The 25,350-nt window shown below is 75.3% G+C and carries 22 protein-coding genes; 4 read left to right on the top strand and 18 right to left on the bottom strand.

What is annotated here, in order from left to right; genetic code table 11:
* Positions 1-22: 22 nt before the first annotated feature.
* Positions 23-1,777, top strand: a complete 1,755-nt coding sequence (locus tag VK501_RS03230) for a phosphatidylglycerol lysyltransferase domain-containing protein (RefSeq protein WP_324334581.1) — start codon at positions 23-25, stop codon at positions 1,775-1,777.
* Between the two features lie 56 nt (positions 1,778-1,833).
* Here VK501_RS03230 and tsaD read toward each other — a convergent pair whose 3' ends face one another.
* The 5 genes from tsaD to VK501_RS03205 form a co-directional block, all read right to left on the bottom strand.
* Positions 1,834-2,850: a tRNA (adenosine(37)-N6)-threonylcarbamoyltransferase complex transferase subunit TsaD gene (gene tsaD, locus VK501_RS03225; RefSeq protein ID WP_324334579.1), complete on the bottom strand. Its 1,017-nt coding sequence runs from the start codon at positions 2,848-2,850 to the stop codon at positions 1,834-1,836.
* A complete protein-coding gene (gene rimI / locus VK501_RS03220) occupies positions 2,847-3,359 on the bottom strand; it encodes a ribosomal protein S18-alanine N-acetyltransferase (protein WP_324334577.1) in 513 nt (170 codons plus the stop codon). The genes tsaD and rimI overlap by 4 nt, the downstream gene beginning before the upstream one ends.
* 68 nt (positions 3,360-3,427) lie before the next feature.
* Positions 3,428-4,108 (bottom strand): tRNA (adenosine(37)-N6)-threonylcarbamoyltransferase complex dimerization subunit type 1 TsaB, encoded by a 681-nt coding sequence (tsaB, locus tag VK501_RS03215; RefSeq protein WP_324334575.1) that lies wholly within the window; start codon positions 4,106-4,108, stop codon positions 3,428-3,430.
* A gap of 19 nt (positions 4,109-4,127) precedes the next feature.
* A complete protein-coding gene (tsaE, locus tag VK501_RS03210) occupies positions 4,128-4,562 on the bottom strand; it encodes a tRNA (adenosine(37)-N6)-threonylcarbamoyltransferase complex ATPase subunit type 1 TsaE (RefSeq protein WP_324334838.1) in 435 nt (144 codons plus the stop codon).
* Positions 4,549-4,977, bottom strand: coding sequence for an LPXTG cell wall anchor domain-containing protein (locus VK501_RS03205; protein WP_324334572.1), 429 nt, complete (start codon positions 4,975-4,977; stop codon positions 4,549-4,551). The genes tsaE and VK501_RS03205 overlap by 14 nt, the downstream gene beginning before the upstream one ends.
* 67 nt (positions 4,978-5,044) lie before the next feature.
* Here VK501_RS03205 and VK501_RS03200 point away from each other — a divergent pair, with 67 nt between their 5' ends.
* Positions 5,045-7,492, top strand: a complete 2,448-nt coding sequence (locus VK501_RS03200; protein ID WP_324334570.1) for a glycosyltransferase — start codon at positions 5,045-5,047, stop codon at positions 7,490-7,492.
* Between the two features lie 21 nt (positions 7,493-7,513).
* Here the strand turns inward: VK501_RS03200 and VK501_RS03195 are convergent, their stop codons facing one another.
* Complete coding sequence (locus VK501_RS03195; protein ID WP_324334568.1) at positions 7,514-8,065, bottom strand: hypothetical protein; 552 nt, start codon at positions 8,063-8,065, stop codon at positions 7,514-7,516.
* 54 nt (positions 8,066-8,119) lie between these two features.
* Between VK501_RS03195 and VK501_RS03190 the strand changes: the two genes are divergently transcribed.
* Positions 8,120-9,109: a patatin-like phospholipase family protein gene (locus tag VK501_RS03190; protein ID WP_324334566.1), complete on the top strand. Its 990-nt coding sequence runs from the start codon at positions 8,120-8,122 to the stop codon at positions 9,107-9,109.
* Here the strand turns inward: VK501_RS03190 and VK501_RS03185 are convergent.
* The 10 genes from VK501_RS03185 to VK501_RS03140 form a co-directional block, all read right to left on the bottom strand.
* Positions 9,072-9,386 carry a hypothetical protein gene (locus VK501_RS03185; protein WP_324334564.1) on the bottom strand — a complete coding sequence of 105 codons (315 nt, stop codon included), beginning with the start codon at positions 9,384-9,386 and terminating at the stop codon, positions 9,072-9,074. The genes VK501_RS03190 and VK501_RS03185 overlap by 38 nt on opposite strands.
* A gap of 35 nt (positions 9,387-9,421) precedes the next feature.
* On the bottom strand, positions 9,422-10,453 hold the full coding sequence (locus VK501_RS03180; protein ID WP_324334562.1) for an SDR family NAD(P)-dependent oxidoreductase: 1,032 nt from the start codon (positions 10,451-10,453) through the stop codon (positions 9,422-9,424).
* Entirely contained in the window at positions 10,450-11,037 is a 588-nt protein-coding gene (gene pgsA / locus VK501_RS03175) for a CDP-diacylglycerol--glycerol-3-phosphate 3-phosphatidyltransferase (protein WP_324334560.1), read from the bottom strand. Before pgsA ends, VK501_RS03180 begins: the two co-directional genes overlap by 4 nt.
* Before the next feature lie 26 nt (positions 11,038-11,063).
* Positions 11,064-13,619 (bottom strand): phosphoenolpyruvate--protein phosphotransferase, encoded by a 2,556-nt coding sequence (gene ptsP, locus VK501_RS03170; RefSeq protein ID WP_324334558.1) that lies wholly within the window; start codon positions 13,617-13,619, stop codon positions 11,064-11,066.
* A gap of 38 nt (positions 13,620-13,657) precedes the next feature.
* Positions 13,658-15,169: a glycerol kinase GlpK gene (gene glpK / locus VK501_RS03165; protein ID WP_324334557.1), complete on the bottom strand. Its 1,512-nt coding sequence runs from the start codon at positions 15,167-15,169 to the stop codon at positions 13,658-13,660.
* Between the two features lie 28 nt (positions 15,170-15,197).
* Positions 15,198-15,857 (bottom strand): dihydroxyacetone kinase subunit DhaL, encoded by a 660-nt coding sequence (dhaL, locus tag VK501_RS03160; RefSeq protein WP_349260966.1) that lies wholly within the window; start codon positions 15,855-15,857, stop codon positions 15,198-15,200.
* Positions 15,845-16,846: a dihydroxyacetone kinase subunit DhaK gene (gene dhaK, locus VK501_RS03155; RefSeq protein ID WP_324334553.1), complete on the bottom strand. Its 1,002-nt coding sequence runs from the start codon at positions 16,844-16,846 to the stop codon at positions 15,845-15,847. The genes dhaL and dhaK overlap by 13 nt, the downstream gene beginning before the upstream one ends.
* 8 nt (positions 16,847-16,854) lie before the next feature.
* Positions 16,855-17,568, bottom strand: coding sequence for an MIP/aquaporin family protein (locus VK501_RS03150; RefSeq protein WP_324334551.1), 714 nt, complete (start codon positions 17,566-17,568; stop codon positions 16,855-16,857).
* A 72-nt stretch (positions 17,569-17,640) separates the two neighbouring features.
* Complete coding sequence (locus VK501_RS03145; protein WP_324334549.1) at positions 17,641-18,507, bottom strand: lysophospholipid acyltransferase family protein; 867 nt, start codon at positions 18,505-18,507, stop codon at positions 17,641-17,643.
* Between the two features lie 76 nt (positions 18,508-18,583).
* A complete protein-coding gene (locus VK501_RS03140) occupies positions 18,584-19,330 on the bottom strand; it encodes a hypothetical protein (protein ID WP_324334547.1) in 747 nt (248 codons plus the stop codon).
* A gap of 369 nt (positions 19,331-19,699) precedes the next feature.
* Here VK501_RS03140 and VK501_RS03135 point away from each other — a divergent pair, with 369 nt between their 5' ends.
* Positions 19,700-20,260, top strand: coding sequence for a cupredoxin domain-containing protein (locus VK501_RS03135; RefSeq protein ID WP_324334546.1), 561 nt, complete (start codon positions 19,700-19,702; stop codon positions 20,258-20,260).
* Between the two features lie 13 nt (positions 20,261-20,273).
* On the opposite strand, the gene VK501_RS03130 is transcribed toward VK501_RS03135, so the two are convergent.
* Entirely contained in the window at positions 20,274-21,014 is a 741-nt protein-coding gene (locus tag VK501_RS03130; RefSeq protein WP_324334544.1) for a class I SAM-dependent methyltransferase, read from the bottom strand.
* The gene (locus VK501_RS03125; RefSeq protein ID WP_324334543.1) at positions 21,011-25,348 is read right to left on the bottom strand and encodes an alpha-(1->3)-arabinofuranosyltransferase domain-containing protein; all 4,338 of its coding nucleotides are present in this window, start codon (positions 25,346-25,348) and stop codon (positions 21,011-21,013) included. Before VK501_RS03125 ends, VK501_RS03130 begins: the two co-directional genes overlap by 4 nt.
* Positions 25,349-25,350 lie beyond the last annotated feature (2 nt).

Below are 25,350 nucleotides of genomic sequence, written 5' to 3'. Positions count from 1 at the left end.
TCTACCGTGGAGCGCGGATCCCATGTTCCCGTCACCCCGCCTGCCCGGGCTGCTCCGCATCGAGCGGCGCCGTCCGCCCGGTCCCCGGCTGCACGTCCCGCCCGCGCGCGGCCGGGTGCCGATGATCGCCGGGCTGGCGACCGCCGCCGTGGGCGCGCTGAACGTGCTGTCGGCGCTCACCGAGGAGCTGCCCCTGCGCCTGCGCGACCTCGTGGCGACGGTGCCCGTCGGCGAGGTGCGGCTCGCGCATGCGCTCGCGCTGCCGACGGGGATGGCGCTGGTCGGCGCGGCCCGGCCGCTGGCCAAGCGCCGCCGCCGCGCCCTGCACGGCGCGGTCGCGCTGCTGGCCGGCGTCGGCGTGCTGAACGTCCTGAAGGGCCTCGACATCGAGGAGGCGGTCATCAGCTGGGCGCTGGCCGGCGTGCTGTGGCGCTGCCGGGCGGCGTTCTGGGTCGGCCATCAGCGCCCGGCGTCAGCCGCCCTGGCGGCCCGCGTGACGCTCCTCGTCCTCGGGCCGCTGGCCGTCGCCGTGGCGGCCGTGGCGATGGCCGCGGGCCACGCGGTCGTGCCGCTGACGGGAGCCGCGATCCCGCGCGCCGCGATCCAGCTGCTGACGGTCACCGCCGGCCCCGACTTCCGCGGCGGGTTCGGCTGGCTGCCGATCGGCCTCGGCGTGCTCGGCGTCGGCGCGGCGATCGCCATCGCGGCCACGATCCTCGAGCCGCTGCGTCCGGTGAACCTCGCGAGCGCCGTCGACCGCCGCCGTGCCGCGGCGCTGGTCCGCCGCCACGGGACGGACACGCTGAGCGCCTTCAAGCTGCGCTGCGACCTGCACCGGCTCTGGTCGGCCGACGGCCGGGCGATGGTGGCCTACCGGATCGAGGCCGGCTCGATGCTGCTGGCCGGCGACCCGACCGGTCCGCCGGACGCGCTGCCCGCCATGGTCGACGAGGCCATCGCCTGGGCGCACCGCCACGGCCTCGGCTTCGGGGCGGTCGGCGCGAGCGAGCAGTTCGCCGCGACGGCGCGCGCGGCGGGCGTCCGCCGGCTCTACCTCGGCGACGAGGCCCTGCTGAGCACCGGGACCATGGATCTCTCCGGCGGGTCGCGCAAGACCATGCGCAAGGCCGTCAACCGCGTGGCGCGCAACGGCTACACCGCCGAGCTGCGCACGGTCGCCGAGCTGGACGCCCCGACGGTCGCCCAGCTGCACGCCGTCAGCGACGCCTGGCGCGACGGCACGCCCGAGCGCGGGTTCTCGATGGCGCACGACACGCTCGTCGACGAGCTGCTGCCCGACGCCATGGTGCTCCTCGGGCGCGACGGCGACGGCACCGTCCGCGGGTTCCTGCACTTCGTCCCGGTGTTCGGCCGCACCGCCACCTCGCTGGGGTTCATGCGCCGAGAGCGCGACACGCCGAACGGGCTCACCGAGTTCCTCGTCGTCGAGGCGGCGCGGCTGCTCGCCGAGCGCGGCGTGACCGAGTTCTCCCTCAACTTCGCCGCCTACGGCCGCTTGCTGCGCGACCCGGCCAACGTCGCCGAGCGCGCGCTGGCCGTCGTGCTGCGCCGCGCCGACCGGTACTTCCAGGTGGAGCGGCTGCTGAGGTTCAACGAGAAGTTCGCCCCGCGCTGGCAGCCCCGCTACCTGCTCTTCGAGGGCCCGGCGCAGCTGCCGCGCATCGCGCTGGCGTCGATGTGGGCCGAGGGTCAGCTGCCGCGCCTGTCGCTGCCGCGTGGCGCGGCGCCGGCGAACCCGGTGCCGGCGATCTTCTAGCGGTTACAGCGCCCGCTGACCTGTCGCGGCCACGACAGGGGCTCGACGCCATCGGTTCACAGCGCCCGCTGACCTGTCGCGTGCACCTCGAGGCCGAGGTAGTCCGGGAACGCGACGGGCGCCACCCAGCGGGCGGCGCTGGCGATCATCGCGGCGTTGTCGGTGCAGAGCTCGCGCGGCGGGATCTTGACGGTCGGCGCGAGCGCGGAGAGGCGCTCGCGCAGCGGGCCGTTGGCCGCCACGCCGCCGCCGATGGCGAGCTGGTCCAGGCCGGTCTGGTCCAGCGCGCGCTGCACGCGCCGGGCGATCTGCTCGACGATCGCGTGCTGGTAGGCGGCCGCGAGGTCGGCACGGCGCTCGGTGGCGGCCTCCTCCCCCAGGTCGCGCACCTTGTAGAGCAGCGCCGTCTTCAGCCCGGCGAACGAGAAGTCCAGGCCCGTGACGTTCTTGGAGGTCGGGAACGCGAACGCGCCGGGATCGCCGCCGGCCGCGAGGCGCTCCAGGTGTGGACCGCCCGGGAACGGCAGGCCGAGCAGGCGGGCGCCCTTGTCGATGGCCTCGCCGGCCGCGTCGTCCAGCGTGGCGCCGAGGACGTCGAAGGAGTCGTGCTCGTCCACGCGCGCCAGGAACGTGTGGCCGCCGCTGGCGATCAGGCACAGGAACGGCGGCTCCAGCGGCGCGCCGCCCTGCGGGTCCTTCAGGAAGTTCGCGGCCACGTGGCCCTGGAGGTGGTCGACGGGCGCCAGCGGCAGGCCGCGCGCCGCGGCGATGCCCTTGGCGGTCGCCACGCCGACCAGCAGCGCGCCGACGAGGCCCGGGCCGGCGGTGACCGCGACGAGGTCGATGTCGTCCAGCGTCGCGCCCGCGCGGGCCAGGGCGTCGTCGACGACCGGCGTGGCCAGCTCCAGGTGATGGCGCGAGGCGACCTCGGGCACGACGCCGCCGTAGCGGTCGTGCACGCCTTGGGAGGAGATGACGTTGGCGCGGATCTCGCCGTCGCCGGTCACGACGGCCGCACAGGTGTCGTCGCACGAGGTCTCGACCGCGAGGATGAGCCCGGGAACGGCGCTCACACGACCCGCCTGAGCGGATCGACGGCGTTGGGGACATCGTCCAGGCGGCCGCGGAGCGTCGCCGGCGTGCGCCACATGATCACCGCGTCCTCGCCATTGTCCTGGTAATAGCGGCGGCGCAGGCCGGCGGCGCGGAAGCCGTGGCGCTCGTACAGCGCGATCGCGCCGGCGTTCGAGGTCCGGACCTCGAGCGTGAAGCGCGGGTCGGCCTCCCCGACGCGGTCGATCAGCGCGGCCAGCAGCGCGCTGGCGATGCCCTCGCGGCGGTGGCCAGGGTCGACCGACACGTTCATGATGTGCCAGACCGTGTCGTACCGGGAGCACACGCAGTAGCCCAGGATGCCGTCGGGCCCGTCGGCGGCCAGGCAGACGCCCGAGGGCTTCGACAGCTCCAGGACGAACATCGCCAGCGACCAGGGCGTCGGGAACGCCCGGCGCTCGATCGCGATGACCTGCGGCAAGTCGGCGTAGGTCAGGCGGCGGATGTTCGGGGAGACGGGATCGGACACCGGGGTCAGCGGCGGGCGGCGAGAGCGTGGGCAGGCGGCGGGGTCAACGGAAAGGGTACGACGGCGCGTCACGACCGGGGAACCGCGTCCGGGGCGCGGACGTACTCCGGGACGAGGGCGTCGCGATCCACCGGCAGGGCCTCGGCGGCGAGCCGGCACAGGGCTCCGGCGCTCACCCGATGCTGGTCTGCGCCGTCCGCTGCCACGGTCACGCCCACCGCCTCGAGCTCCGCGCGAAAGCGTAGCGCTCCGTCCCCCACGGCCCGCCAGGGTCCGGGGGCGAGCTCGACCGCAGCGGGCAGCTGCTCGGGCCGCCACGCGGCGGGCGCGAGCACCTCGGCGCCGGCGGCGTCGTAGGCGGCGACGTAGGCCTCGCCACGGCGCGCGTCGAGGGCGGCGAGGAGCGAGCCCGGCGCGCCGGCGCTCGCGGCGCCGAGGGCGAGCGCGCGGAGCGTCGGGATCGCCACGGTCTCGGCGCCCAGGCCCTGTGCGAGCGCGCGGGCGGTCGCCACGCCGATCCGCAGGCCCGTGAACGTGCCGGGGCCGACGCCCGCGCCGACGCGCGCGACCGCGCTCCACGGCACGCCGGCCTCCGTGAGCGCCGCGTGGGCCAGGGCCAGCAGCTGCGGGCTGTGCCCCGGGCGCTCGCCCGGCCCGGGATTGTGGCGGCGCTCCGCGACGAGCGTGCCGTCGGGCCGGGCGACGCCCACGACCGTGGCCGGCGTCGCGGTGTCGAAGGCAAGAATCATTCCGAGGGTGCTGCCGTCATCACCCGGATGATGACGCGACCGTGACGGTGCGCCGGTCGCCGCCCGCGTGCTCCAGCCGCACCCGCGCGCGGACGCGGCCGATCTCGGGCTCGGCGACCGCCGGCCACTCGACGAAGGCGATCGCGTCGGGTGTCAGGTAGTCGTCGAGCAGCGCGGGGTCCTCGTCGGCGAGACCCGCGAGGCGATGGAGGTCGAGGTGGGCGATCGGGACGCGGCCCTCGTAGCGGCGGCCGATCGTGAAGGTCGGGCTCGTCACGGGGCCATCGAAGCCCAGCGCGCGGGCGGCGCCGCGCACGAACGTCGTCTTGCCCGCCCCCATCTCGCCCTCGATCAGGACGACGTCGCCCGGACGCAGCTGCGCCGCCAGCGCGGCGCCGGCGGCCTCGGTCTCGGCCGCCGCGGTGGTCGTCCGGGTCGCGCTAGAACCGCTCAGGAGCGGAGCGCAGGCGCAGGCCGAGGCCGACGATCAGCAGCGCGGCCCCGCCCAGCAGCAGGACGCGGGTGTCGAGGCCGGTGTTCGGGAGGCTGCCGGTCGCCTGCGGCGCGGTGCTCGGCGCGGCGGCGGTGCCCGACGACGTGCCGGAGGCGCTCGACCCCGAGGACGCCGAGCTCTGCGGGCTGGGCGACAGCGGCTCGATGCTGGGCGGGGCCGCGTTCGTCTGCGTGCCCGACCCGCTGGACCCGGAGCCCGAGGAGCCCGAGCCCGACGACCCCGAGCCGGAGTCCCCGAACGGGTCCTGGTACTGCTGATCGCCCGCGCCTTGGGCGAGGGCGGCAGTGGCGGGCACGGACAGGCCCAGGCAGAAGACAGCGACCAGCACTGCGATCCGGTGGCAGACGGACGGCACGGCTCGCCATTGTATGGATCCCACGGACGATCCTCGTTCTGGCGGAAGAGATAGCCTCGCGCCCCTCGTGCCCCACGCCGAGCGAGCTTCCCGCACCCCGCGGCACATCCTGCTGCTGACCGACCGCGACTGGACCCACCCCCAGGGCGGCGGCACCGGCACGAACCTGTACGGCCAGGTGTCGCGCTGGGTCGCGTGGGGCCACCGCGTCACGGTCATCGCCGGCTCCTACCCGGGCGCGGCCAAGGTCGAGCATCCGCACGAGCGGCTGACCATCCACCGCATGGGCGGCCGCATGACCGTCTTCGGACGCGCGGCGCTGGCGTCCTGGCGGGGCATCGGGCGCGACGCCGACGTGGTGCTCGAGGTCGTCAACGGCATCGCGTTCTTCACGCCGCTGTGGTGGTGGCTGCGCACCGTCCCGCGCGTCACGCTCGTCCATCACGTCCACCAGGACCACTACGTCGCCGAGATGGGCACCGCGGGGCGCGTGGCGGCGCTCGTGGCCGAGCGGCTGCCGCTGCAGACGCTCTACCGCCACCACCCCTTCCTGACGATCTCTGACTCCGCGCGGCGCGACATGGTCGGGCTCGGCATCCCGTCCGCGCAGATCCACGTCGCCTACCTCGGCGTCGAGCCCGACTCGTTCACCGAGACCCGCCGCGACCCGACGCCGACGCTCCTCTACCTCGGGCGCATCAAGCAGTACAAGCGGCTGGAGATCCTGCTCGACGTGCTGGAGGGCATCCCCGGCGCGGTCCTCGAGGTCGCCGGCGACGGCGACCACCGCCCCGTGTTCGAGGCCGAGATCGACCGCCGCGGGATGCACGACCGCGTGGTGCTGCACGGGTTCGTCAGCGAGGAGGAGAAGCGCGACCTCTACGCCCGCTCGTGGGTCAACCTCACCGCGTCCTCGGCCGAGGGCTGGTGCCTGACGGTCATGGAGGCCGCCGCCGCCGGCACGCCGAGCGCGGCGATGGCCGTCGGCGGGCTGCCCGAGTCGATCGTCGACGGGCAGACCGGCCTGCTGGCCGACACGCCGGCGGAACTGGCCGGCAAGGTCGCCGCGCTGGTCGCCGATCCGGTCCGGCGCGACGAGCTGGGCGAGGCGGCCCGGGCCCGCGCCCGCGGCTTCACCTGGGACGCGACCGCCGACTCCAACCTCCAGGTCCTCCACCGGGTCGCCGAGGCGGAGCGCCCGCGCCTGCGCGACGCGCTGCGGCGCTCCGAGACCGGCGCCGCCGCCGGCCTGGCGGGCGCGACGCTGCTCAACAACGCCATCCAGCTCGTCTTCGTGGTGCTGTTCACCCGCCTGCTGGGCGCCGACGGCTACGGCGCGCTGGCGGCGATCATCTCCGGCTTCCTGATCCTCATGGTCGGCGGGCAGTCGATCCAGGTCGCCGCGGCGCGCGAGGCGACGCTCGGCCATCTCGGGACCGACGGGCGGCTGCGCGGGACGCTGCGAACGTGGACGCGCCAGCTGGTGGTCGCGACCGTGGCGTTGTCGGTGGTCGGCGTGCTGCTGCGGCAGCCGCTGGCCGACGTGCTGGGCACCGCGGAGCATCCCTGGGCGGTCGCGGGCCTGCTGCCGACGGGCTCGCTGTGGCTGCTGCTGTCGCTGCAACGCGGGATCCTGCAGGGGCTGACGATGTACGCGCCGGTCGGGCTGTCGATCGTCGGCGAGGCGATCGGGCGCATCGTCTGCGCGCTGGTGCTGTGGGGCGCCGGGCTCGGGGTCGCGGGCGCGTACCTCGGCAACCCCTTGGCCTTCGTGCTGATGGCGCTGTGGCTGAGCCACGTGCTCGCCAAGCGGCTCGGCGCGCCGGTGGTCGACGGCGCCGGCGAGGGCGTCGAGCGGGCGGCCCGCCCGCTGCTCGGGCTGGTCGGCGACAACTGGCTGCCGATCCTCGGCCTGCTGCTGCTGGCCGCGCTGCAGAACGTGGACGTGATCGTCGGGCGCCATCAGTTCGACGGCGACGGCGCGGGCTCCTACGCGGCCGCCGCGGTGGCGGCGAAGTCCGTGGTGTGGGTCGCGATCGGCGTCGGGCTCCAACTGCTGCCCGAGGCGACGCGCCGCGCCGCCGCCGGGCTGGACCCGCGTCCCGCGCTGCTGCGCGCGCTGGCGGTCCTGGCGGCGGTGGCCGCGCCGGCGCTGCTGATCTTCGCCCTGGTCCCCCATCTGCTGATGAAGCTCGCGTTCGGCCCGGACCTCACCCAGGCCTCGAGCGCGCTGCCGGTGCTCGGCGTCGCCATGACGCTGCTGGCTGTGGCGTACCTGACCGTGCAGTACATGGTGGCCTTGGGCGAGCTGAAGTTCGTCTGGGTGCTGGGGATCGTGGCGATCGTCGAGCCGTTCCTCCTGAGCGCGGGCGACTTCACGCTGCTGTCGTTCGCGACGATCGTGCTGGGGCTGCAGCTCGTGGCGGCCTCGGCGGTCCTGGCGCTCGGGCTGCGGGCGCGGCGGCCGGTCGCGGGCCGCGGCGGCGCCGCCGGGCCGGGCGCCGCGACCGCCTGAACGTGCCGGAGGTCCTCGACGCTACGCCGCGCCGGGCTGGGCCGTGACGTCGTGGTCGCGCAGCAGCGCGGCGAGCTCGTCGATCAGGCGCTCCTGCACCGGCGGGTCGACGGCCTCCTCGCCGACGGTGTGGTGGTACTGCGGGAAGTCGCGCTGCCCCCAGCCGCGCAGCTCGCTGTCGAGGCGATGGAACCGCCCGTCGACCGCCAGCACGAGCCCCGGCGCGTAGCGCCGCGGCACCGCGTCGTCGTCGCGGTCGACCGGGCGCACGACCCAGCCCTCGACCTTGGGCACGCGGCGCAGCATCGCCCGGCTCGCGACGGGGGTCTCCACCACGCCCGGGTCACCCGCCGCGTGCATCGCGGCGAGGAACGCCCCGGTCGCCTCCGCGCAGCGGTCCGCCAACGGACGGGCCGGAGCGTCGTCTGCGGCCGCGGAGGGCTCGCCGGCCTCCCACTGCGCACGCGTCGGGAGGCGCTCGACCTGCGCCAGGTTGCGACCGCATGCCGCGCAGAACACCCCGACCCCGGGAGGCTCGCCGCAGAACGGGCAGACGCGTGCGCCGCTGTCCATGGTGCGGATGGTGTCACCCGGGACGGTCGCCCGCTGCTGGCAGACTTCGCGGCCATGCGCGAGTCGACGCACCCCGTCGCCGAGCTGCTGCGGCGCCGCCGCGCCGATGGCTCCACCCCGGGCGCACGCCGCGACCCGCATCGGGTGGCGCTGGTCCTGGAGGGCGGCGGGATGCGCGGCGTCGTGTCGGCCGGCATGGCCGCGGCCATCGAGCGGCTGGGCCTCACGCCGTGCTTCGACCTCGTCGTCGGCTCGTCGGCCGGCGCGCTCAACGGCGCCGGGCTGCTGGCCGGCGTCGCGCAGGCCGGGCCGGGCGTCTACTGCGGGCCGCTCGCGTCGCGGGAGTTCATCAACCCGGCCCGGCTGCTGGTGGGGCGCCCGGCCCTCGACGTGCGCTTCGTGCTGCGCCACGCCTCCGACGGCGTCGACGGCGACCGGCACGAGCGCACGCTCGCCAGCGCCGTGCCGCTGCACTGCGTCGCGGTGGACGTCGACACGGCCGCGCCGGTCACGTTCGCCGGCATGCGCACCCGCGAGGAGCTGTGGGACGTCCTGCTGGCCACGACGCGGATGCCGCTGTTCGGCGGTGCCCCGGTGCCGATCGGCGGCCGCCGCTTCATCGACGGCGCGCTCGCGGCGTCGATCCCGCTGGCGGCGGCGCTGGAGGCCGGAGCGACGCACGTGCTGATCCTGCAGACGCGCCCCCACGGCGTGCCCCGATCGACCGGATCGCGGCTCGCCGACCTGCTGATCGAGCGGCACCTGCGCCGGCTCAACCCGGCCCTTGTCGGGCTCTGGCGCGACCGGCTGCCGAGCTACGAGCGCCTCGTCGAGGACATCGCGCGGCAGTCCGGGGCGCCCGCCGCCGGACCGCCGCACGTGCTCGGCCTGCGGCCGCCCGCGGGCACGCCGGTCGTCGGCCAGCTCGAGCGCCGCGCGCCCGTGCTCTCGGTCGCGGCCGACGCGGCGCAGCGGCTCGTCGAGGACGCGCTCGGCGCGGGTCAGCTCATTCGCTCGTCGGGCTGCGCTCGACCCCCTCGCTGAAGCGGCGCTCGACGGTCTTGTCCGGGCTGTCGCGCGGCTTCTGCTCGATGCCCTCGCTGAAGCGTCCCTGCTCCTCGAGCTCTGACTCCGGCCCCGTGCGCTCGCCGCGCGCGAAGTCGGGCTCGAGCTCCTCCTCCGGCGAGTCGGGATGGTGGTCGACGCCCTCCGCGAAGCCCGACCCCGGGCCCTGGGGCTCGGCGGGGTGCTTGTGCTCGATGCGCTCCTCGGTGGCCTCCTCGGCGTCGCTGGGCCTGCTGGGGTGCTCTGGCCGTTCCATGCGTGAACCTCCGTATCGGCGGTGTAGCGAACGACCTACCCGCCTCCCACGTGGGCGATTCCCTCGGGCGGCCACGCAGGGAGCGGCCGGGTGACCAGTCCCTGGCCGACCGCCCACGCGATCGTGCGCGCCAGCGTCTCGCGCACGGGCGTGTAGGACAGGCCCAGCTCCCGCTCGGATCGCGAGCCGTCGTAGCGGTGCCCGTGCAGCATCGTGCGGACCATCTCCCGGCAGACCGGCGGTGGGCGCCCCGCCAGGCGGGATCCCGCCTCGACGAGCGCGGCGGCCGACATGGCCACCACCGGCGGCAGGATGCGCGGCCGCCCCCCGATCCCTGTCAGCTCCGCGACGATCGCCAGCGCCTCCAGCGACGTGAGCGTGACGCCGTTGAGGACGTAGCGCTCGCCGGCCCTCCCGCGCTGCGCCGCCAGGACGTGGCCCTCGACGCAGTCGCGGAGGTCGACGAGGCTCAGGCGCGTGTCGACGAACGCCGGGAGCCGCCCGTTGAGGTAGGCGATGAGGATGCGTCCGGTGCCGCCGGCCCGGCCCGGGCCCTGCACCGACGACGGGCAGACGGCGACGAGCTCCACGCTCGCGCGCCGGGCCGTCGCGAACGCGGCCCGCTCGCCTTCGTGCTTGGAGCGCTCGTAGATCGACAGGAACGACCCGCGGTGGGGCGAGTCCTCGCGGCCGGTGGTGCCCGGCGCCTCTCCGAGCGCCGCGGCCGAGGACGTCAGCACGACGCGGCCGATGCCCGCCCGCGCGGCGGCGCGCACGACGTTCTCGGCGCCGGCCACGTTGACGCGGAACAGCACGGCGGGGTCCGGCGGGCAGAAGGCGTTGACGCCGGCGACGTGGTGCACGAGCGCGCAGCCCGACGCGCCCGCGGCGAGGGCGTCCTCGTCGAGCACGTCGCCGCGCACGACCTCCGCGCCCCGGGCATGGAGCGCCGCCGCCGCCGTGTCGGACCGCGCGAGCGCCACGACCTCGTCGCCGCGCTCCAGCAGGCGCGCCGTCAGCGCGCCGCCGATCAGCCCGCTGGCGCCGGTGATCAGGACGCGCGTCACCGCCGGGGCGCCGATCCCGTCGACAGCGCAGACGCCGATCGCGCCAGGTAGTCGGCCGCCGACGCCACCGTGATCGCCGCCGCGACGAGCATCGCCCACTGGTCGAGCCAGTGGCCGGCGATCGTCACGTCCGGGCGCACGATCGCGAGCCCGATCGCCAGGAACTGCACGGTCGTCTTGACCTTGGCCAGCGGCGACGGCGTCAGGACGGTGCCCTGGGCGGCCAGCACGCTCCGCAGGCCCATGATCACCAGCTCGCGGCCGATGATGATCATCGCGATCCATGGCGAGACCCGATCGACCGCCAGGAGCGCGACCAGGCCGCCGCTGACAAGCAGCTTGTCGGCGGTCGTGTCGAGGAAGCTGCCGAAGCTCGTCGTCACGCCCCAGCGCCGCGCCAGGCGGCCGTCGAACCAGTCGGTGGCGGCGGCGACCGCGAAGAGCGCGGCGGCGACGTCGGCGGCGGTCTGCGGGTGGCTTCCGTCGGCCAGCAGCAGCGCCATGACGACCGGGGTGAGCACGATCCGCAGGCCGGTGCTCGCCGCGAGGAAGCGTGCCGACCGGATCCGGGCTCCCGTGCTCATCGCCGCCCCCGGCACCGCGGCGAGGCCTATCCGTCGGGCTCCGACCCGGAGGCCAGCAGCGCGGCGACCGTGCCGCGAACCGCGTCCGGGTCGTCGAGGTCGAGCGCCCGGCGCGCGACGTCCCGGGCGTCGGCGAGCGTGATGGCGCGCAGCGTCTCCTTGACCTCCGGGATCAGCGGCGCCGCCATGCTGAGCTCGTCGACGCCCAGGCCGGCCAGGAGCACGGCCGCCGCCGGGTCGCCCGCCAGCTCGCCGCACACGCCGACCCAGCGGTCGTGGGCCTGCGCCCCGGCCACCACCGCGTCCACGAGCCGCAGCACGGGCGGCAGCGGGCCGGCCAGCAGGTCGGCGAGCTGCGGGTTGCCGCGGTCGGCCGCCATGGCGTACTGCGACAGGTCGTTCGTGCCGATCGAGAAGAAGTCGACCTCGCGGGCGAAGCGCTCGGCGGCGATCGCGACCGCGGGGACCTCGACCATGATCCCCGCCGGCACCGGCGGCGCGCCCAGCTCGTCCCGGGCCGCCTCGAGCATCGCGCGCGCCGCGCGGTACTCGGCGAGCGTGGCGACCATGGGGAACATGACGCGGACGTCGTAGCGGCCCGCGAGCGCGGCGACGGCGCGCAGCTGCGCCTGCAGCAGCTCCGGGCGCGCGAGGCCGAACCGGATGCCGCGGACGCCGAGGAACGGGTTGTCCTCCGGCGCGTGGGGCAGGAACCGCAGCGGCTTGTCGGCGCCGGCGTCCAGCGTGCGGACGATGAGCGGACGGCCGCCGAGCGCAGCGGCGATCTCCTCGTAGACCGCGCGCTGCTCGGACTCGCTCGGCGCCTCGTCGCGGTCGAGGAACAGGAACTCCGTGCGCAGCAGCCCGACGCCCTCGGCGCCCAGCTCGACGGCCGTCGCGACCTCGCCGGCGGCGCCGACGTTCGCGGCGACCTCGATCGTCGCGCCGTCACGGGTGCGCGCCGGCTCGTGCGCGCGCTCGCGGGCCCGCCTCCGCCGGCGCTCGGACCGGTCGCGGTCGCGCTCGCGCTCGGCGAGCTCCTCCGCCGGCGGGTCGACCTCCACGACGCCGGCGTCGCCGTCGAGGACGAGACGGGTTCCGCCGGCGATCGCGAGCGCCGCGCCGCCGAGTCCGACGACCGCCGGGATGCCGAGCGCCCGGGCGAGGATGGCCGCGTGCGACGTCGCGCCGCCGTGCGCGATCGCCAGGCCCTCGACGAGGTCGGGCTCCAGCGCCGCGACGTCGCTCGGCGCGAGGTCAGCGACGACGAGGATGCCGCGCTCCATCGCCGCCTGCGCGGGGACGCCGGCGAGCCCGCGGAGCACGCGGTCGCCGACGTCCTCCACGTCGGCCGCCCGCTCGCGCAGGTACGCGTCGTCGAGGGCGCGGTAGGCGGCGGCGGCCGACGCCACGGCGGTCGCCCAGGCGCGCGCGGCGCCCTGGCCGTGCTCGATCGCCCGGTGGGCGGGCTCGAGCAGCAGGGCGTCGTCGAGCAGCAGCAGGTGCGCGTCGAAGATCCTCGCCTCGGCCTCGCCGGCGCGCTGCGCGATCCGCTCGCGCGCCGTGGCGATGTCGCGGCCTGTGGCGGCGCGGACGTCGTCGAGCCGCGCGCGCTCCGCCGCGGGGTCGCCGGCGACCTCGTCGGCGATCGCGTCGGCGATCGCGTCCAGGCGCTCCGGCCGCTGCGGGCGGCGGGCGAGCCCGATCGCCAGCCCGGGACCGGCCGGCACCCCGCGCAGGCGGGTGCCGGGGGCCGGCGCGGCGCCTGCCGCGTCCGGCGCCTCGGTGGCGGCCTCGGGCGCGGCCGCCTCGCGCGCGGGCGCCGACACGTCGTCGCCGAAGTCCTCGTCCGCGAGCGCCGCCAGCGCCGCCAGCGCCGCCGCGGCCTCGGGTCCGGACGCACGGGCCAGCAGCGTGTGACCCTGACGCGCGCCGAGCGTGACCAGCGCGCTGAGGCTGCGCGCGTCGGCCGGATCGCCGCCCGTCGTCTCGTCGGCCAGCGTGACCCGCGCGTCGAAGCGCGCCGCGGTCTCGACGATCCGCGCGGCCGGGCGGGCGTGAAGGCCCAGCGGCATCCGCAGGGGCAGGAGCCGCTCCTGCTCGCCGGCGGCCACCGCCGGCGCGTCGGGTGGCGGCGCGCCCGCGGCGTCGTCCTCCAGGCCGAGTTGCGCCCGCTTCATCCCCAGCGCCGACCGCGCCTCGGCGGCGACCTCGTCCAGCGGCGCGCCGGCGCCGGCCCGCGCCGCCGCAGCGACGGCGCCCTCCACGAGCGGCGCCTCGCACAGCAGGACGCGGGTGTCGCGCTCGGCGGCCACCATCTCCGCGGCCATCTCGGCCGTCATGACCGCGCTGCCCAGGTCCATCAGCACGAGCACGCCGTCGTCATCCTCGCCGGCGGCGCGGTCGATCGCCGCGCGCACGAGCCCGAGGTCGGTGCCGATCGCGCCCGGCGGATCGGCCATCCCGCCGGCCGGCTCGATCCGCACCGCCCCGCCGCCCATCTGGCCGGCGAGCTCCACGACGGAGCTCGCCAGCGCGGCGCTGTGGGACACGATGACGATGCCGACCACGCCGGTGCTCAACGGAGGGCTCGGAGCCCGGTGCGGTGTGTCCGGCCGCCCTACTCCTCGGTGTCGAACCAGTCGAACGTGCGGGTCACCGCCTTCTTCCAGTACTTGTAGTACTCGTCGCGCTTGGCGGGATCCATCGTCGGCTCCCAGCGCTTGTCCTCCTGCCAGTTCTGACGCAGGCTCTCGACGTCCTCCCAGAACCCGGTCGCCAGGCCCGCCGCGTACGCCGCGCCGAGCGCGGTCGTCTCGGCGACCTGCGGCCGGATGACCGGGACGCCAAGCAGGTCGGCCTGGAACTGCATGAGCAGGTCGTTGCCGACCATGCCGCCGTCGACCTTCAGCGACTCGAGCTTCACGCCGGAGTCGGCGTCCATGGCCTCGACCACCTCGCGGCTCTGGTAGGCCGTGGCCTCCAGGGCGGCGCGGGCGATGTGCCCTGCGTTGACGAAGCGGGTCAGCCCCGCGACCACGCCGCGCGCGTTGGACTTCCAGTACGGCGCGAAGAGGCCCGAGAACGCCGGGACGATGTAGCACCCGCCGTTGTCCTCGACGGTCTGGGCCAGCTCCTCGACCTCCGGTGCCGCCTTGATCATCTTGAGGTTGTCGCGCAGCCACTGGATCAGCGACCCGGTGACGGCGATCGACCCCTCGAGGCAGTAGACGGCAGGCTCGTCGCCGATCTTGTAGCCGACGGTCGTGATCAGCCCGGACTTGGACTGCACGGCTTCGGTGCCGGTGTTGAGCAGCAGGAAGTTGCCCGTGCCGTAGGTGTTCTTGGCCTCGCCGGGCGAGAAGCAGGTCTGGCCGAACGTCGCCGCCTGCTGGTCGCCGAGGTCGCCGGCGATCTTGACGCCCTGCATGCCGCCGCCGGAGCGGACCTCGCCGTAGACCTCGCTCGAGGCCCGGATCTCGGGCAGCATCGACATCGGGACGCCGATCGCCGACGCGAGCCCCTCGTCCCACTGCAGCGTCTGGAGGTCCATCAGCAGCGTGCGGCTGGCGTTCGTGACGTCGGTGATGTGCAGGCCGCCGTCGGTGCCTCCGGTGAGGTTCCAGATGCACCAGGTGTCCATGTTGCCGAAGAGCAGGTCTCCGGCCTCGGCGCGCTCCCGGGCGCCGTCGACGTTGTCGAGGATCCAGCGGACCTTGGGGCCGGAGAAGTACGTCGCCACCGGCAGACCGGTCTGCGGGCGGAAGCGGTCCTGACCGCCCTGGCGCGAGAGCTCGTCCACCAGGCGGTCCGTGCGCGTGTCCTGCCAGACGATCGCGTTCATCACCGGCTCACCGGTGTTCCTGTCCCACACGACCGCGGTCTCGCGCTGATTGGTGATCCCCAGGCCGGCGATGTCGTCGGCGGTGGCGCCCGCGGAGCTCAGCGCCTCGTCGAGGACCTCCTGCGACCTGGCCCAGATCTCCTTCGCGTCGTGCTCGACCCAGCCCGGCTGGGGGAAGATCTGCTCGTGCTCCTTCTGGGCGACGCTGACCACCTTGCCGCTGTGGTCGAAGATCATCGCGCGGGTGCTCGTCGTGCCCTGGTCCAGGGCTGCTGCGTAGTTCGCCATCGAGCCAATCCTCCGTCGTCGTAGCCGGCTATGAACCTGCGAACGTCTCGGCCGCGCTGCGGAACAGCAGGTACGTCGAGGTCGCCCCCGGGTCCTGGTGATCCACGCTGCGCGGGCCAAGGTAACTCGCCCGCCCCTTGCGGGCCTCCATGGGGATCGTGGCCTTCATCCCCTCCTCGGCCGCCTCGGCCGCGCGGCGCGCGGCCTCCGCCGGTCCGGCGCCCTCAGCCTGGGCCGCGCGGAGCGCCTGCACCGCAGGCAGCAGCGCGTCGACCATCGTCTTGTCGCCCGGCTCGGCCTTGCCGCGCGCCTGCACGCCCTTGACCCCCGCCTCGACCGCGTCGGCCCACCCGCCCACGTCGAGCCGCTCGGCGCCCCCGGCCGGCCCGCCCATCTGGAGGAAGAGCGTGCCGTACAGCGGGCCGGCGGCGCCGCCCACGCTCGAGACGAGCGTCATGCCGACGGTCTTCAGCGTCGCGCCGATGTCGGCCCCGTTGGATCCGTCGAGCTTCTCGAGCACCTTGTGCATGCCGCGGTCCAGGTTCGTGCCGTGGTCGCCGTCGCCGATGGCCGTGTCGAGCCGCACCAGCTCGGCGCGGTGCTCCTCGATCTCCGCCGCGAAGCGCCGGATCCAGGCCAGGACGGCCGCGTGGTCGATGGTCTCGTCGTCCGGCGTCACGCACCCCATCTCAGCGCGGGCGTGTTGACCGGCGCGTCCCACAGGCGCGTCAGCTCGTCGTCGAGCCGCAGCAGCGTGATCGAGGCGCCGGCCATCTCGAGCGAGGTGATGTAGTTGCCGATCAGCCGGCGGCTGATGGTGATGCCGCGCTCTGCGAGGAAGTGGTGCAGGTCGCGGTAGACGATGAAGAGCTCGATCAGCGGCGTCCCGCCCATGCCGTTGACGAACGCGAGCACCTGGTCGCCCGACTGGTAGGGCAGGTCCTCGACCACGGCCGACGCCAGCCGCTCCACGACCTGCGCCGCCGGGGCGAGCGGCTCGCGATAGCGCCCGGGCTCGCCGTGGATGCCGATGCCGATCTCCATCTCGTCGTCGCCGAGCTGGAAGCTGGGCTCGCCGGAGCTCGGCGTCGTGCACGGGGTGAGCGCCATGCCCATGCTGCGCCCCTGCCCGTTGACGCGGCGGCAGATCTCGGCCACGTCGGCCAGCGGGCGGCGCTCCTCGGCGGCGGCGCCGCAGATCTTCTCGGCGATCACCGTGATGCCGACGCCGCGGCGCCCCGCGGTGTAGAGGCTGTCCTGGACGGCGACGTCGTCGTTGGTGACGACCGCCTCGACCTCGATGCCCTCCTCACGGCCCAGGTCGGCGGCCATCTCGAAGTTCATCACGTCGCCGGTGTAGTTCTTGACGATGTGCAGCACGCCGGCGCCGCCGTCGACCGCCTTGGTGGCGGCCATCATCTGGTCGGGCGTGGGCGACGTGAAGACCTCGCCGGGACACGCGGCGTCCAGCATGCCGGGACCGACGAAGCCACCGTGCATCGGCTCGTGGCCCGAGCCGCCGCCCGACACGATCCCCACCTTGCCGGCGACCGGGGCGTCGGCCCGGACGACGCAGGCCGGGTCGTAGGACACGCGGATCCGGTCGCCGTAGGCCAGCTCCATGCCCTCCAGCGCTTCGCGGACGACGGCGTCCGGGGCGTTGATGAGCTTCTTCATCGCCGGGCTCATGGGTAGAACCACTTGAAGAGTAGCGCCGCGATCGCGCCGCCGATCAGCGGCCCGACCACCGGGATCCACGAGTATTCCCAGTCCGACGGGCCCTTGCCCGGGATCGGGAGCAGTGCGTGCGCGATCCGCGGCGCCAAGTCGCGTGCGGGATTGATCGCATAGCCCGTCGGCCCTCCGAGCGACAATCCGATGCCGAGCACGATCAGGCCGACGATCAGGCCGCCGAGCCCTGCGCCGGCGGTCGCCTTGTCGGCGAAGATCGCCAGCACCGAGAAGACCAGCACGAACGTGCCGATGACCTCGGTGATGATGTTGGCGACGGTGTTGCGGATCGCCGGCGCCGTGCAGAACACCGCGAGCTTGAGGCCCGGATCCTCGGTCGGTCTCCAGTGGTTCAGGTAGGAGAGGTAGACGAGGACTGCGCCGATGAACGCACCGGAGAACTCGCCGGCGAAGTACTTGGGCACGTCGCTCCAGGGGGTCCGGCCCTCGATCGCGAAGCCGAAGGTCACCGCGGGGTTGAGGTGCGCCCCGCTGAACTGGGAGACCGCGAAGACGCCCACCATGACGCCCATGGCCCAGCCCCAGGTGATGACGATCCAGCCGCCGTTCTGAGCCTTGGAGTGGTTCAAGAGAACAGCGGCGACCACTCCGTCGCCTAGAAGGATCAGGAGCCCTGTCCCGATCGTCTCTGCACCGAAGATGCTCACGCGACCCTCCTGTGGCTTCGAATAGACCCGAAAGAGGGTCTACCAGAGTCCGTCGACCGGGTCAATAGGGCTTCATGATCGGCTGTTTTGAGGGGCGGTTGGCTCCTGAATCCGGGTCGTCGGAGGGCCGTCGAGGTACGTGCGCACGCGTCGCATGACCGCGTCGCGATCCTCGCCGGCGGCCGGCCAGATCGGCGGTCCGAAGTGCACCTCGACGCGGTGGCGGCGCGACAGGAAGCCGTGCCTGCGCTGCGGCCAGTTGCGCCCGGGCGGCATCGCCTCGTGCGTGCCGCGCACGAGGATCGGGACGATCGGGATCCCGTGCTGCTGCGCGATGACGGCGGCGCCGGACCGCAGCCGGCCCAGCTCCCCCTGGCGGGAACGCGTGCCCTCGGGGAAGATCAGAAGGTTCCAACGCTGATCGATGAGCCTATCGACGTGGTCGAACGAGCCGCCGCCCGCACCGCCGCTCCGGCGCAGGATCGGCACCGTGTTGAATAGCAACGCGACGGCGCCCGCGACCACCCGCTTCTTGTAGAAGTAGTCCGCCGCTGCCGCGACGGCCGTGCGCTGCCGCCACGCCAGCGGCAGCGCGCGCAGGATCGTCGGCGTGTCGAGATGGCTGGAGTGGTTGGCCACCAAGATGACCGGCGGCGGCAGCGCGGAGAAGCGCTCGCGGCCGTCGACGCGCGTGCGGGTGTACAGCGCCATGAGCGGTCCGAGCCCGAACCGCAGGATCGCCTCCCGCGCCATCCGGGCGGTCCGGCACCGCGCCCACGGCACGTCCAGCCGGCTGATCTGGCGGCGTGCCTCGGCGCCTTTGGCCGCGGCCGTGCTGCGGAGCTCCCCTCCCTTCGCGGCCGCCGTCTCGCGCAGCTCGTTCTTCTTGGCGGCGGCGGTCGCCCGCAGCTCGTTGGTCCGCCCGCTCAGGTCGCCCACGGCGGTTGCTCTCCGTCCGTCTCGTTACCAACAGCTACCCCGCTGCGAGCACTTGGTTTCGCGGCGGCGCGGCGCGTCAGCAGCGGTCGGGCGACGGCGTCGTGGGGACCTGCGCTACACCCGTCGGCGCCGGCGGCGGACAGCCCGTTGTCCGCGGGGGGACCACCCAGCCGGTGCGGCCGTAGACGCCGTCGGGCGAGTGCGGGCCGTTGACGAAGGCGAGGCCGAGGCCCACCAGCGACCCGGCGACCACCAGCGCAGACGCCACGCGAAGCGCGTCGCGGCGGCGCCGGCGCCGGGCAACCCGGCGCGCAGCCGCTCGGTCGGTGCCGAGCAACTGGTCGACGACGGCCTGATCGAGGCCGAGTCCGCGTCTGCGGCACCAGTCCAGCAGGCCGTCGGGACCCTCGACCTCGACCAGCTCGGCGTCGTAGCGCTCGGCCAGGCGCGCGACGAGCCGGGCGTTGCGCCCGGGCGTCACGAAGAGCGCGTAGGGCCGGGCCCGCTGCGCCCGGAACCCCTCCTCGTGGACCTGGATCGCCCCGGCGCCCTCGACGACGCCGGCCACCTCGCGGCGGCTGGCGAGCACGTCCCTGGCCGAGCGCCGGCTCGGATGCAACGCGTGGATGCCGCAGGCGCACTCGGGATCCGGTGGGTCGTGGCCACCCTCGGCGGTGCACGCGGCGTGCATCCAGTCGCCGCCGTCGGGCCACGGGGTCGGGTCGTAGGCGCCGGTGAGGCGGTCACCCCCCGCGTCGTCGGCCGCCGGCCTCCACGTCCGCAGGCCGTACAGCGCGCCGGGGATGAGCGGCGCATCGGTCACATGGACCGGACCGGCTTGGAAGGGCTTTCAGAGAGAAGCCGGGCTGAGCGAACCGTCTCGCGGCGCCCTGGCCGATGCGCGCGGATCGGCGGGCAACCAGCACGACTCACCGCGCGCACCGACCAGGGCATCCACGATCCGGCCACGCTCAGCCTCGCCTTCTCATTCTGAAAGACCTTCTTGGGCGGAGGCGTGGCGGGCCGCTTCGGTGGCTCGGAGGCCGCCGGCCGCTGGGCCAGGGGCTCGGCGACCACGCGGCACGACGGTCGTGACGCAAGCATGTCCTCAAGGGTGCGCCGAACGAGCCGGATGCGCAAGCGGAATTCTCGCCTGGCCACGGCGCCGCGGTGGGAGTACCGTCGGTTCGCGATGCATCCCGGCAACGTGGCAGGCGCCGCGTCGCTGCTCGCGGCGGCCCCGAGCAAGGCCCCGTTCTACGTGGTCGGCGCCGCGCTGGCCGCCTGGGCCGTCGCGCTGGCCGCCTTCGGCGCCACCCATCCGGAGTTCCCGCACGGCGCGGGCGGGGCCCGGCTCGTCGTGCTCACGACCGTGCTGCTCGTCGCGGGCGCGATGACCGCCGCGGTGCTCACCGCGGGAGACGAGGGCGGCAAGGCGCAGGCCCGCCCGGCCGGCGGCGCCGCGCCCTCCAGCACCCTCGCGCTCGCCGCCGATCCCAGCGGCGGCCTCTCCTATGACGTGCGCCAGGCCACCGTCGCCGCGGGAGCCGACACCATCAGGTTCGTCAACCGCTCGCCGTTGGCGCACGACGTGACGATCGCCCAAGGCTCGAAGGTCGTGGCGGCGACGAAGACCATCGACCACGCGACCACCACCACGACCGCGCGGCTGGCCCCGGGGCGGTACGTCTTCTACTGCTCGGTCGACGAGCATCGCCAGGCCGGGATGCAGGGGACGCTGACGGTGAGGTGAGGCGTGGAACGTCTCAGAGCTTGCGCGCGCGGATCACGCAGTTCCACGAGACGAGCTCGCGGAGGCCCGGGACCTTCATGACGCGGCGCGCCCAGGGCCAGTAGCGGGGCTCGACCTGGACGATCACCAGCGTCGGGCGGCCGGAGACGAGCCGGAGCGTCGGGCCGATGTGGCAGGCCCAGAGGGTCTCGCCGTAGGCGTGCTTCTCCGGCCTGCCGTGGCGCTTCTCGTAGAGCTTCGGCCCGAGCCGCGGGCCGAGGTAGTGGTAGGGCGCCATAAGGTGGCCGCCCCACGGCGAGTACCAGTTCGTCCACGAGATGTAGGCCCAGCCGCCGGGCTTCAGGACGCGCTCGATCTCGGCGACGATCGGCTCGGCCGACGGCGTGTGCTCCAGCATGTTGGAGCAGAACACGCCGTCCACGCTGGCGTCGGCGAGCGGGAGGTCGCCGGCGTCGCCGAGGACGTAGCCCTCCGGCGGCGCGCCGCCGAGCTCCAGCTCGTCGGTCGAGTTGTCGATCGGGATGACGCTCGCCCCGCGGCCGCGGAACGCGTCGGTGTAGTAGCCCGGGCCGCAGCCGAGGTCGGCGATCGTCTGGCCGGCCAGCGGCCCGTGATGGGCGTCGAGGTCCTCGACGGCGTACGCAGCGAGCAGCCGGTAGAACGGCTCGGGCTCGGCCCGTTCGTTGCGCCACAGGCGCCAGAGCGTGCGGAAGCGCTCGGGTCCCCGGGGCAGGTCGACGGCGGTGGCGCTCACCGGCGAGACGGTACGGGATCGCGGTCGGGATCCGGCGCCCGGCGCTCGACCCACGCGGCCGCGAGCGTCCGCCACAGCAACACGACGACGAGCACCAGCGCGGCGACCGCCACCCAGTGGGCGCCGAGGCGGTCGGCGCCGTACTGGGTGCTGTTGCCACCGAGGATCTGCTCGCCGCCGAAGAGCGCGACGCCGACGTAGATCGCCGGCACGACGACGCCCATGAGCCCGGCGACGATCCAGCCGAGCGTGCGGTCGGCCACCCCGCGCCAGAGCAGCAGCGCGAGCAGCGGGGCGCAGACGGCCCCGGCGCGCAGCCCGAAGGAGAAGCCGGCGACGGCCGCCGCGGGCAACGCGATCGCGACCGCGGCCGGCAGCGGCAGCGCCCGGGCCCGGGCGGGCTCGGGCAGCGGCACGGGGTCGGGCGGCGGCGGTGCGACGGCGCCACCACGGCGGCGGCGCCGCCACGTCCCGGCGGCCAGCAGCGCCAGCAGCGCCGCGCAGGCCAGGCCCGACACGAGGTAGCCGCCGTCGGCCAGGCGCTGGGGCGCGTAGGCGAACGTCACGGCGCGGCAGCCGCGGTCGACGGGCCACGCGTTGGCGTAGCCCTGCAGCAGCTGCGGTACGCCGAGGTCGCGGCCGTCGCACGTGGCGCGCCAGCCGCGGTCGAAGCTCTGGCCGAGGACGAGCCAGGACGGGCCGGCGACGTCGAGCTTGACGCCCGTGCGGCCGCCCTGGTCCTGGCGGCCGGCGTCGAGCACGCGGCCGCCGGCGTCGAGCACCGCGGCATGCGCGATCGGGTCCGGCGCGGGCGAGGTGAGCTTCAGGCCGTCGACGCGCAGCGCGGGCGCCCGACGCACGTCCGTTGCGGGGCCTGGCCCCGCAACGGAAGCGTCACGGGCCGCGGAGGAGCCCACGAGCGTCACGTCGGAGGCCGGCAGGCTGAGGCGGCCGCAGCCGCGCAGGCGGACCGGCCGGCCGGCGTCCAGCGAGGCGCGGTCGGTCGTCGCGCGCAGGGCGTACGGCCGGCCGTCGACCGTCACGGTCGCGATCCCGCACGGCAGGTCGACGCGGCCGGTCCGCGGGACGGCGCGGGCCGGGACGCCCGCACCCCGGATCTCCCCGATCCCCACCGCCCGGCGCTGCCGGATGCGGCCGGGCGTGCCGGCGGGCCAGCGGGCGTCGAGGACGTCCAGCCGGAACGCGCGGCCGCGGACGGCGGCCGGCAGCGCCACCGCGCCGCCGGCCCCCACGGCCACGGACGGCCCCGCCCGCCCGTCGACCGTCAGCCGCACCCGCGTCGGGCGCCGCACGCGCACCCCGGCGGGAGCGAGCACGAGCCGCCGCACGGTCACCGGCGCGGCGACCGTCCACGACAGCCACGCCGCGTTCCCGCCGATCCACTGGCCGACCCAGGAGCGAGAGCCGGCGTCGAACGCGCCCGCCGCGCGGTAGCGCCCGAGCCCCTCGAATCGCGACGACGACGCGAACCGCGACTCGACGCCGCCGGTCACGTCCAGCGCCGCGAACACCGCGTCGGCCGAGCGGGGGTCGACCGTCGCCCAGCCCTCGACGTCGTAGGACCGCGCCGCCGGCGGGTGCAGCACGCGGCGCAGCGCCGGCTCCGGGTCCTGCGCGTCGCGCAGCTGCCCCGCGCCGCGCTCGCCCACGACCTTCTGCTGCGCCGCGGGCACGTCGGCCGTCGCGCGCTCAAAGATGTAGGACAACACGTTGTGCGACAGGTCGGTCCCGCGCAGCGCGTCGTCGACCACCGTCGGCGGCCGCAGCGCCTCGGTCACCCGCACGCCGGGGATCTGCAGCTCGCGGATCCCCCCGGCGCCGGCGGCGGCGCGCTTCGGCTCGGTCACCTCGAGCAGCGCCACGTCCAGCGTCCGCACGCCGCGGAGCCCCACGCGCAGGTCGTTCCACCCGCGTCGGACCGCGAAGCGCCGCCCGTTGACCGTCACGGCCTTCACCACGCCGCGGGAGTCCGAGTACGGCAGCAGCCGGATGCGCTCCACGTCGCGCGGCGCGCCGAGCTCCACGCTCAGCACGTGGCGCTCGGGGGCGAGCACGCGGTCGGCCATCCAGGCGGTCTGGGGATCGCCGTCGAGCGCCGCGTACGGCCGCCGGTCGGGGAACTGCGTGACCTGCGGCGACGCCGGCGCCGTCACCGAGCGCACGCCGCGCACCTCGGCGACCGTCTCCGCACGAGCGTCGAGGCCGCCGAAGGGGTCGAGGACCGTCCCGTCGGCGCTGATGCCCTGGTCCGGCGGGAGCGTCGGGCCGACCTCGCCCTTCAGCCGCGCCGCCACGAACGCACGCCGCCGGTTGGTGTCGGAGACGACGAACGACGCGCCGTCGCCGGCCGCGCGCCGGATCGCCCCCGGCCCCGCGCCGGCGCCCGTCGCGCTCGCGCCCGCCGAGAGCCCCGTCAGGTCCGGGGCGTAGGCATAGGGCTTGGCCGGGTCCAGCGCGCCGTAGGCCGCGAGGCCGGCCAGCGCGCCGCCGGCGCCGTCCACCACGGTCAGCGGCGCCCTCGGCAGCACGCGGACCAGCCCGCCGGTCGGCAGCTCGACCCGCCGCAGCGCCGGCACCGACCGCGTCGCCGCGACGCGTCCCGCGCCCGGCGCCGCGCCGACCGCCGGCCCGTAGGTCTTCCCGACCCCAGGCCCGCCCAGGCCGCCGGGGCCCGCCAGCTCGCGCGCCGCGTCGCCCGCGGGCATCTCCCCGCTGCGCGCACGGTCGCCGTCGGCGGCCACCAGCACGTCGCCGACGCCCAGCAGGTCGAGCAGCGGCCGCAGCTGCCCGGGCCGCAGCCGCTCTTGGTTGACCAGCCCGTCGACGGTGAACTGGAGGTCGGTCGAGCGCAGGTCGGCGAACGGCACGATCCACCGCGTCGTCACCGGGTGGTCGGTCAGCGGCGGCAGCACCGCGTCGACCGTCCCGCCCCAGCGGTAGGACGCGAAGAGCTGCCCCGGCAGCACCATCGCCCGCGACGCGTCCGGGCGCCGGTCCAGGTCGGCCGCCGCCTGGCGCCACGACGACGGGAGGTCGAACGTCAACTGCCGTTCGAGCGCGCGCCCCGTGACCAGCGGCCACGCCGCCAGGACCACCAGCACGGACGCCACGCCACCCACCAGCGCCCGCGGCCAGCGCCGCCACGCCTCGGCCACGGTGGCCCCGCCCAGCATCGCCAGTCCCAGCGCGACCAGCGCGCCCGCCTTGTACGTCGTCCGCAGCGGCTGCAGGCTGTCGACGCGGTAGTAGACGCCGGTCGCCACCCTGCGCAGCGGCGTCCCGTCGGGCCACCCGGCGACCATCACCACCACGCCGATCAAGACCATCAACAAGAAGAACGGCCCGTAGCGCCACCGGCGCGTCCACGGAAACGACGCCAGCGCCAGCGCGGGCACCAGCAGCCCCGCGACGACCACCGGCTGGAGCAGCAGCATGGCCGGCGCCGAGCTCTGGTACGGCCGCAGCGAGCCGCCGTACCCGACCCCCACGTACGACGTCCAGAACCCCATCAGCCGCAGCGACTCGGGCAGCGTCGTCGTCGACCAGATCGTCCCCGGCTGCTCGGTGAAGACCAGGAAGTTCGGCGCGCCGCGGCCGGCCACCACCAGCGGCACGACCCACCACACGTTCGCCAGGACCGCCGCCGGCACCAACCGCATCAAGAACGGCCGGACGGCGCGGCCGCGCACCTCGCCCCACAGGCACTCGTAGACGAGTAGCAGGCCCGGACCGACGAGCACCCAGGCCGTCGTGGCCGCGTTGACCCCGCCGCCCGCGGTGGCCAGCACCAGCGCGAACACCGCCGGCCAGCGCCACGAGCGCGGCTCCCGCAGGCCCCGGTGCACCGCCAGCAGCAGCCACGGCAGGGCGGCGTAGGCCAGCAGCGTGACGCTCGCCCGGCCGGCGTAGACCGTCACGTAGGGGTTGACAACGTAGAGGGCGCCGGCCGCCAGGTGCGCCACGCCCCGCTCGCGCGAGCGCAGCTCGTCGAGGAGCCGCACGACGCCCCAGGCCGCCACCGCGAGGATCGTCCCCAGCCACAGCCGCTGCACGAGCCACGTCGGCAGGCTGGCCGCGTCGCCCAGCGCGAACCACGGCGCCATCGGCCACGCGTAGCCGCCGTACTGGCTCGCCCACACGTGGCCGAGGTCCGGCGAGCCCGACCACAGCGACACCACGTCGCGCAGGAACCGCCCCGGCGCGAGGTACAGATGGACCTTCGTGTCGGCCACGACGTCGCCCGGCCGCTGGACGACGGCCAGGGCGTAGGAGAGCGCGACGAGCGCGAGCGGGATCGTGCGGCGGCTCCGCATGC

The organism is Baekduia sp. (assembly GCF_035318805.1).
Lineage (GTDB): Bacteria > Actinomycetota > Thermoleophilia > Solirubrobacterales > Solirubrobacteraceae > Baekduia.
Note: the sequence above shows the minus strand (reverse complement) of the source record. Positions and strands in the feature narration are given on the sequence as shown.

Bases quoted from the DNA above. Each gene is read 5' to 3' on its own strand.
- pgsA (WP_324334560.1), bottom strand. From the start codon at position 11,037: ATGAGCACGGGAGCCCGGATCCGGTCGGCACGCTTCCTCGCGGCGAGC.
- tsaB (WP_324334575.1), bottom strand. From the start codon at position 4,108: ATGATTCTTGCCTTCGACACCGCGACGCCGGCCACGGTCGTGGGCGTC.
- VK501_RS03190 (WP_324334566.1), top strand. From the start codon at position 8,120: ATGCGCGAGTCGACGCACCCCGTCGCCGAGCTGCTGCGGCGCCGCCGC.
- VK501_RS03125 (WP_324334543.1), bottom strand. From the start codon at position 25,348: ATGCGGAGCCGCCGCACGATCCCGCTCGCGCTCGTCGCGCTCTCCTAC.
- VK501_RS03185 (WP_324334564.1), bottom strand. From the start codon at position 9,386: ATGGAACGGCCAGAGCACCCCAGCAGGCCCAGCGACGCCGAGGAGGCC.
- dhaK (WP_324334553.1), bottom strand. From the start codon at position 16,846: ATGAAGAAGCTCATCAACGCCCCGGACGCCGTCGTCCGCGAAGCGCTG.
- dhaL (WP_349260966.1), bottom strand. From the start codon at position 15,857: ATGGGGTGCGTGACGCCGGACGACGAGACCATCGACCACGCGGCCGTC.
- VK501_RS03230 (WP_324334581.1), top strand. From the start codon at position 23: ATGTTCCCGTCACCCCGCCTGCCCGGGCTGCTCCGCATCGAGCGGCGC.
- glpK (WP_324334557.1), bottom strand. From the start codon at position 15,169: ATGGCGAACTACGCAGCAGCCCTGGACCAGGGCACGACGAGCACCCGC.
- VK501_RS03135 (WP_324334546.1), top strand. From the start codon at position 19,700: ATGCATCCCGGCAACGTGGCAGGCGCCGCGTCGCTGCTCGCGGCGGCC.
- VK501_RS03195 (WP_324334568.1), bottom strand. From the start codon at position 8,065: ATGGACAGCGGCGCACGCGTCTGCCCGTTCTGCGGCGAGCCTCCCGGG.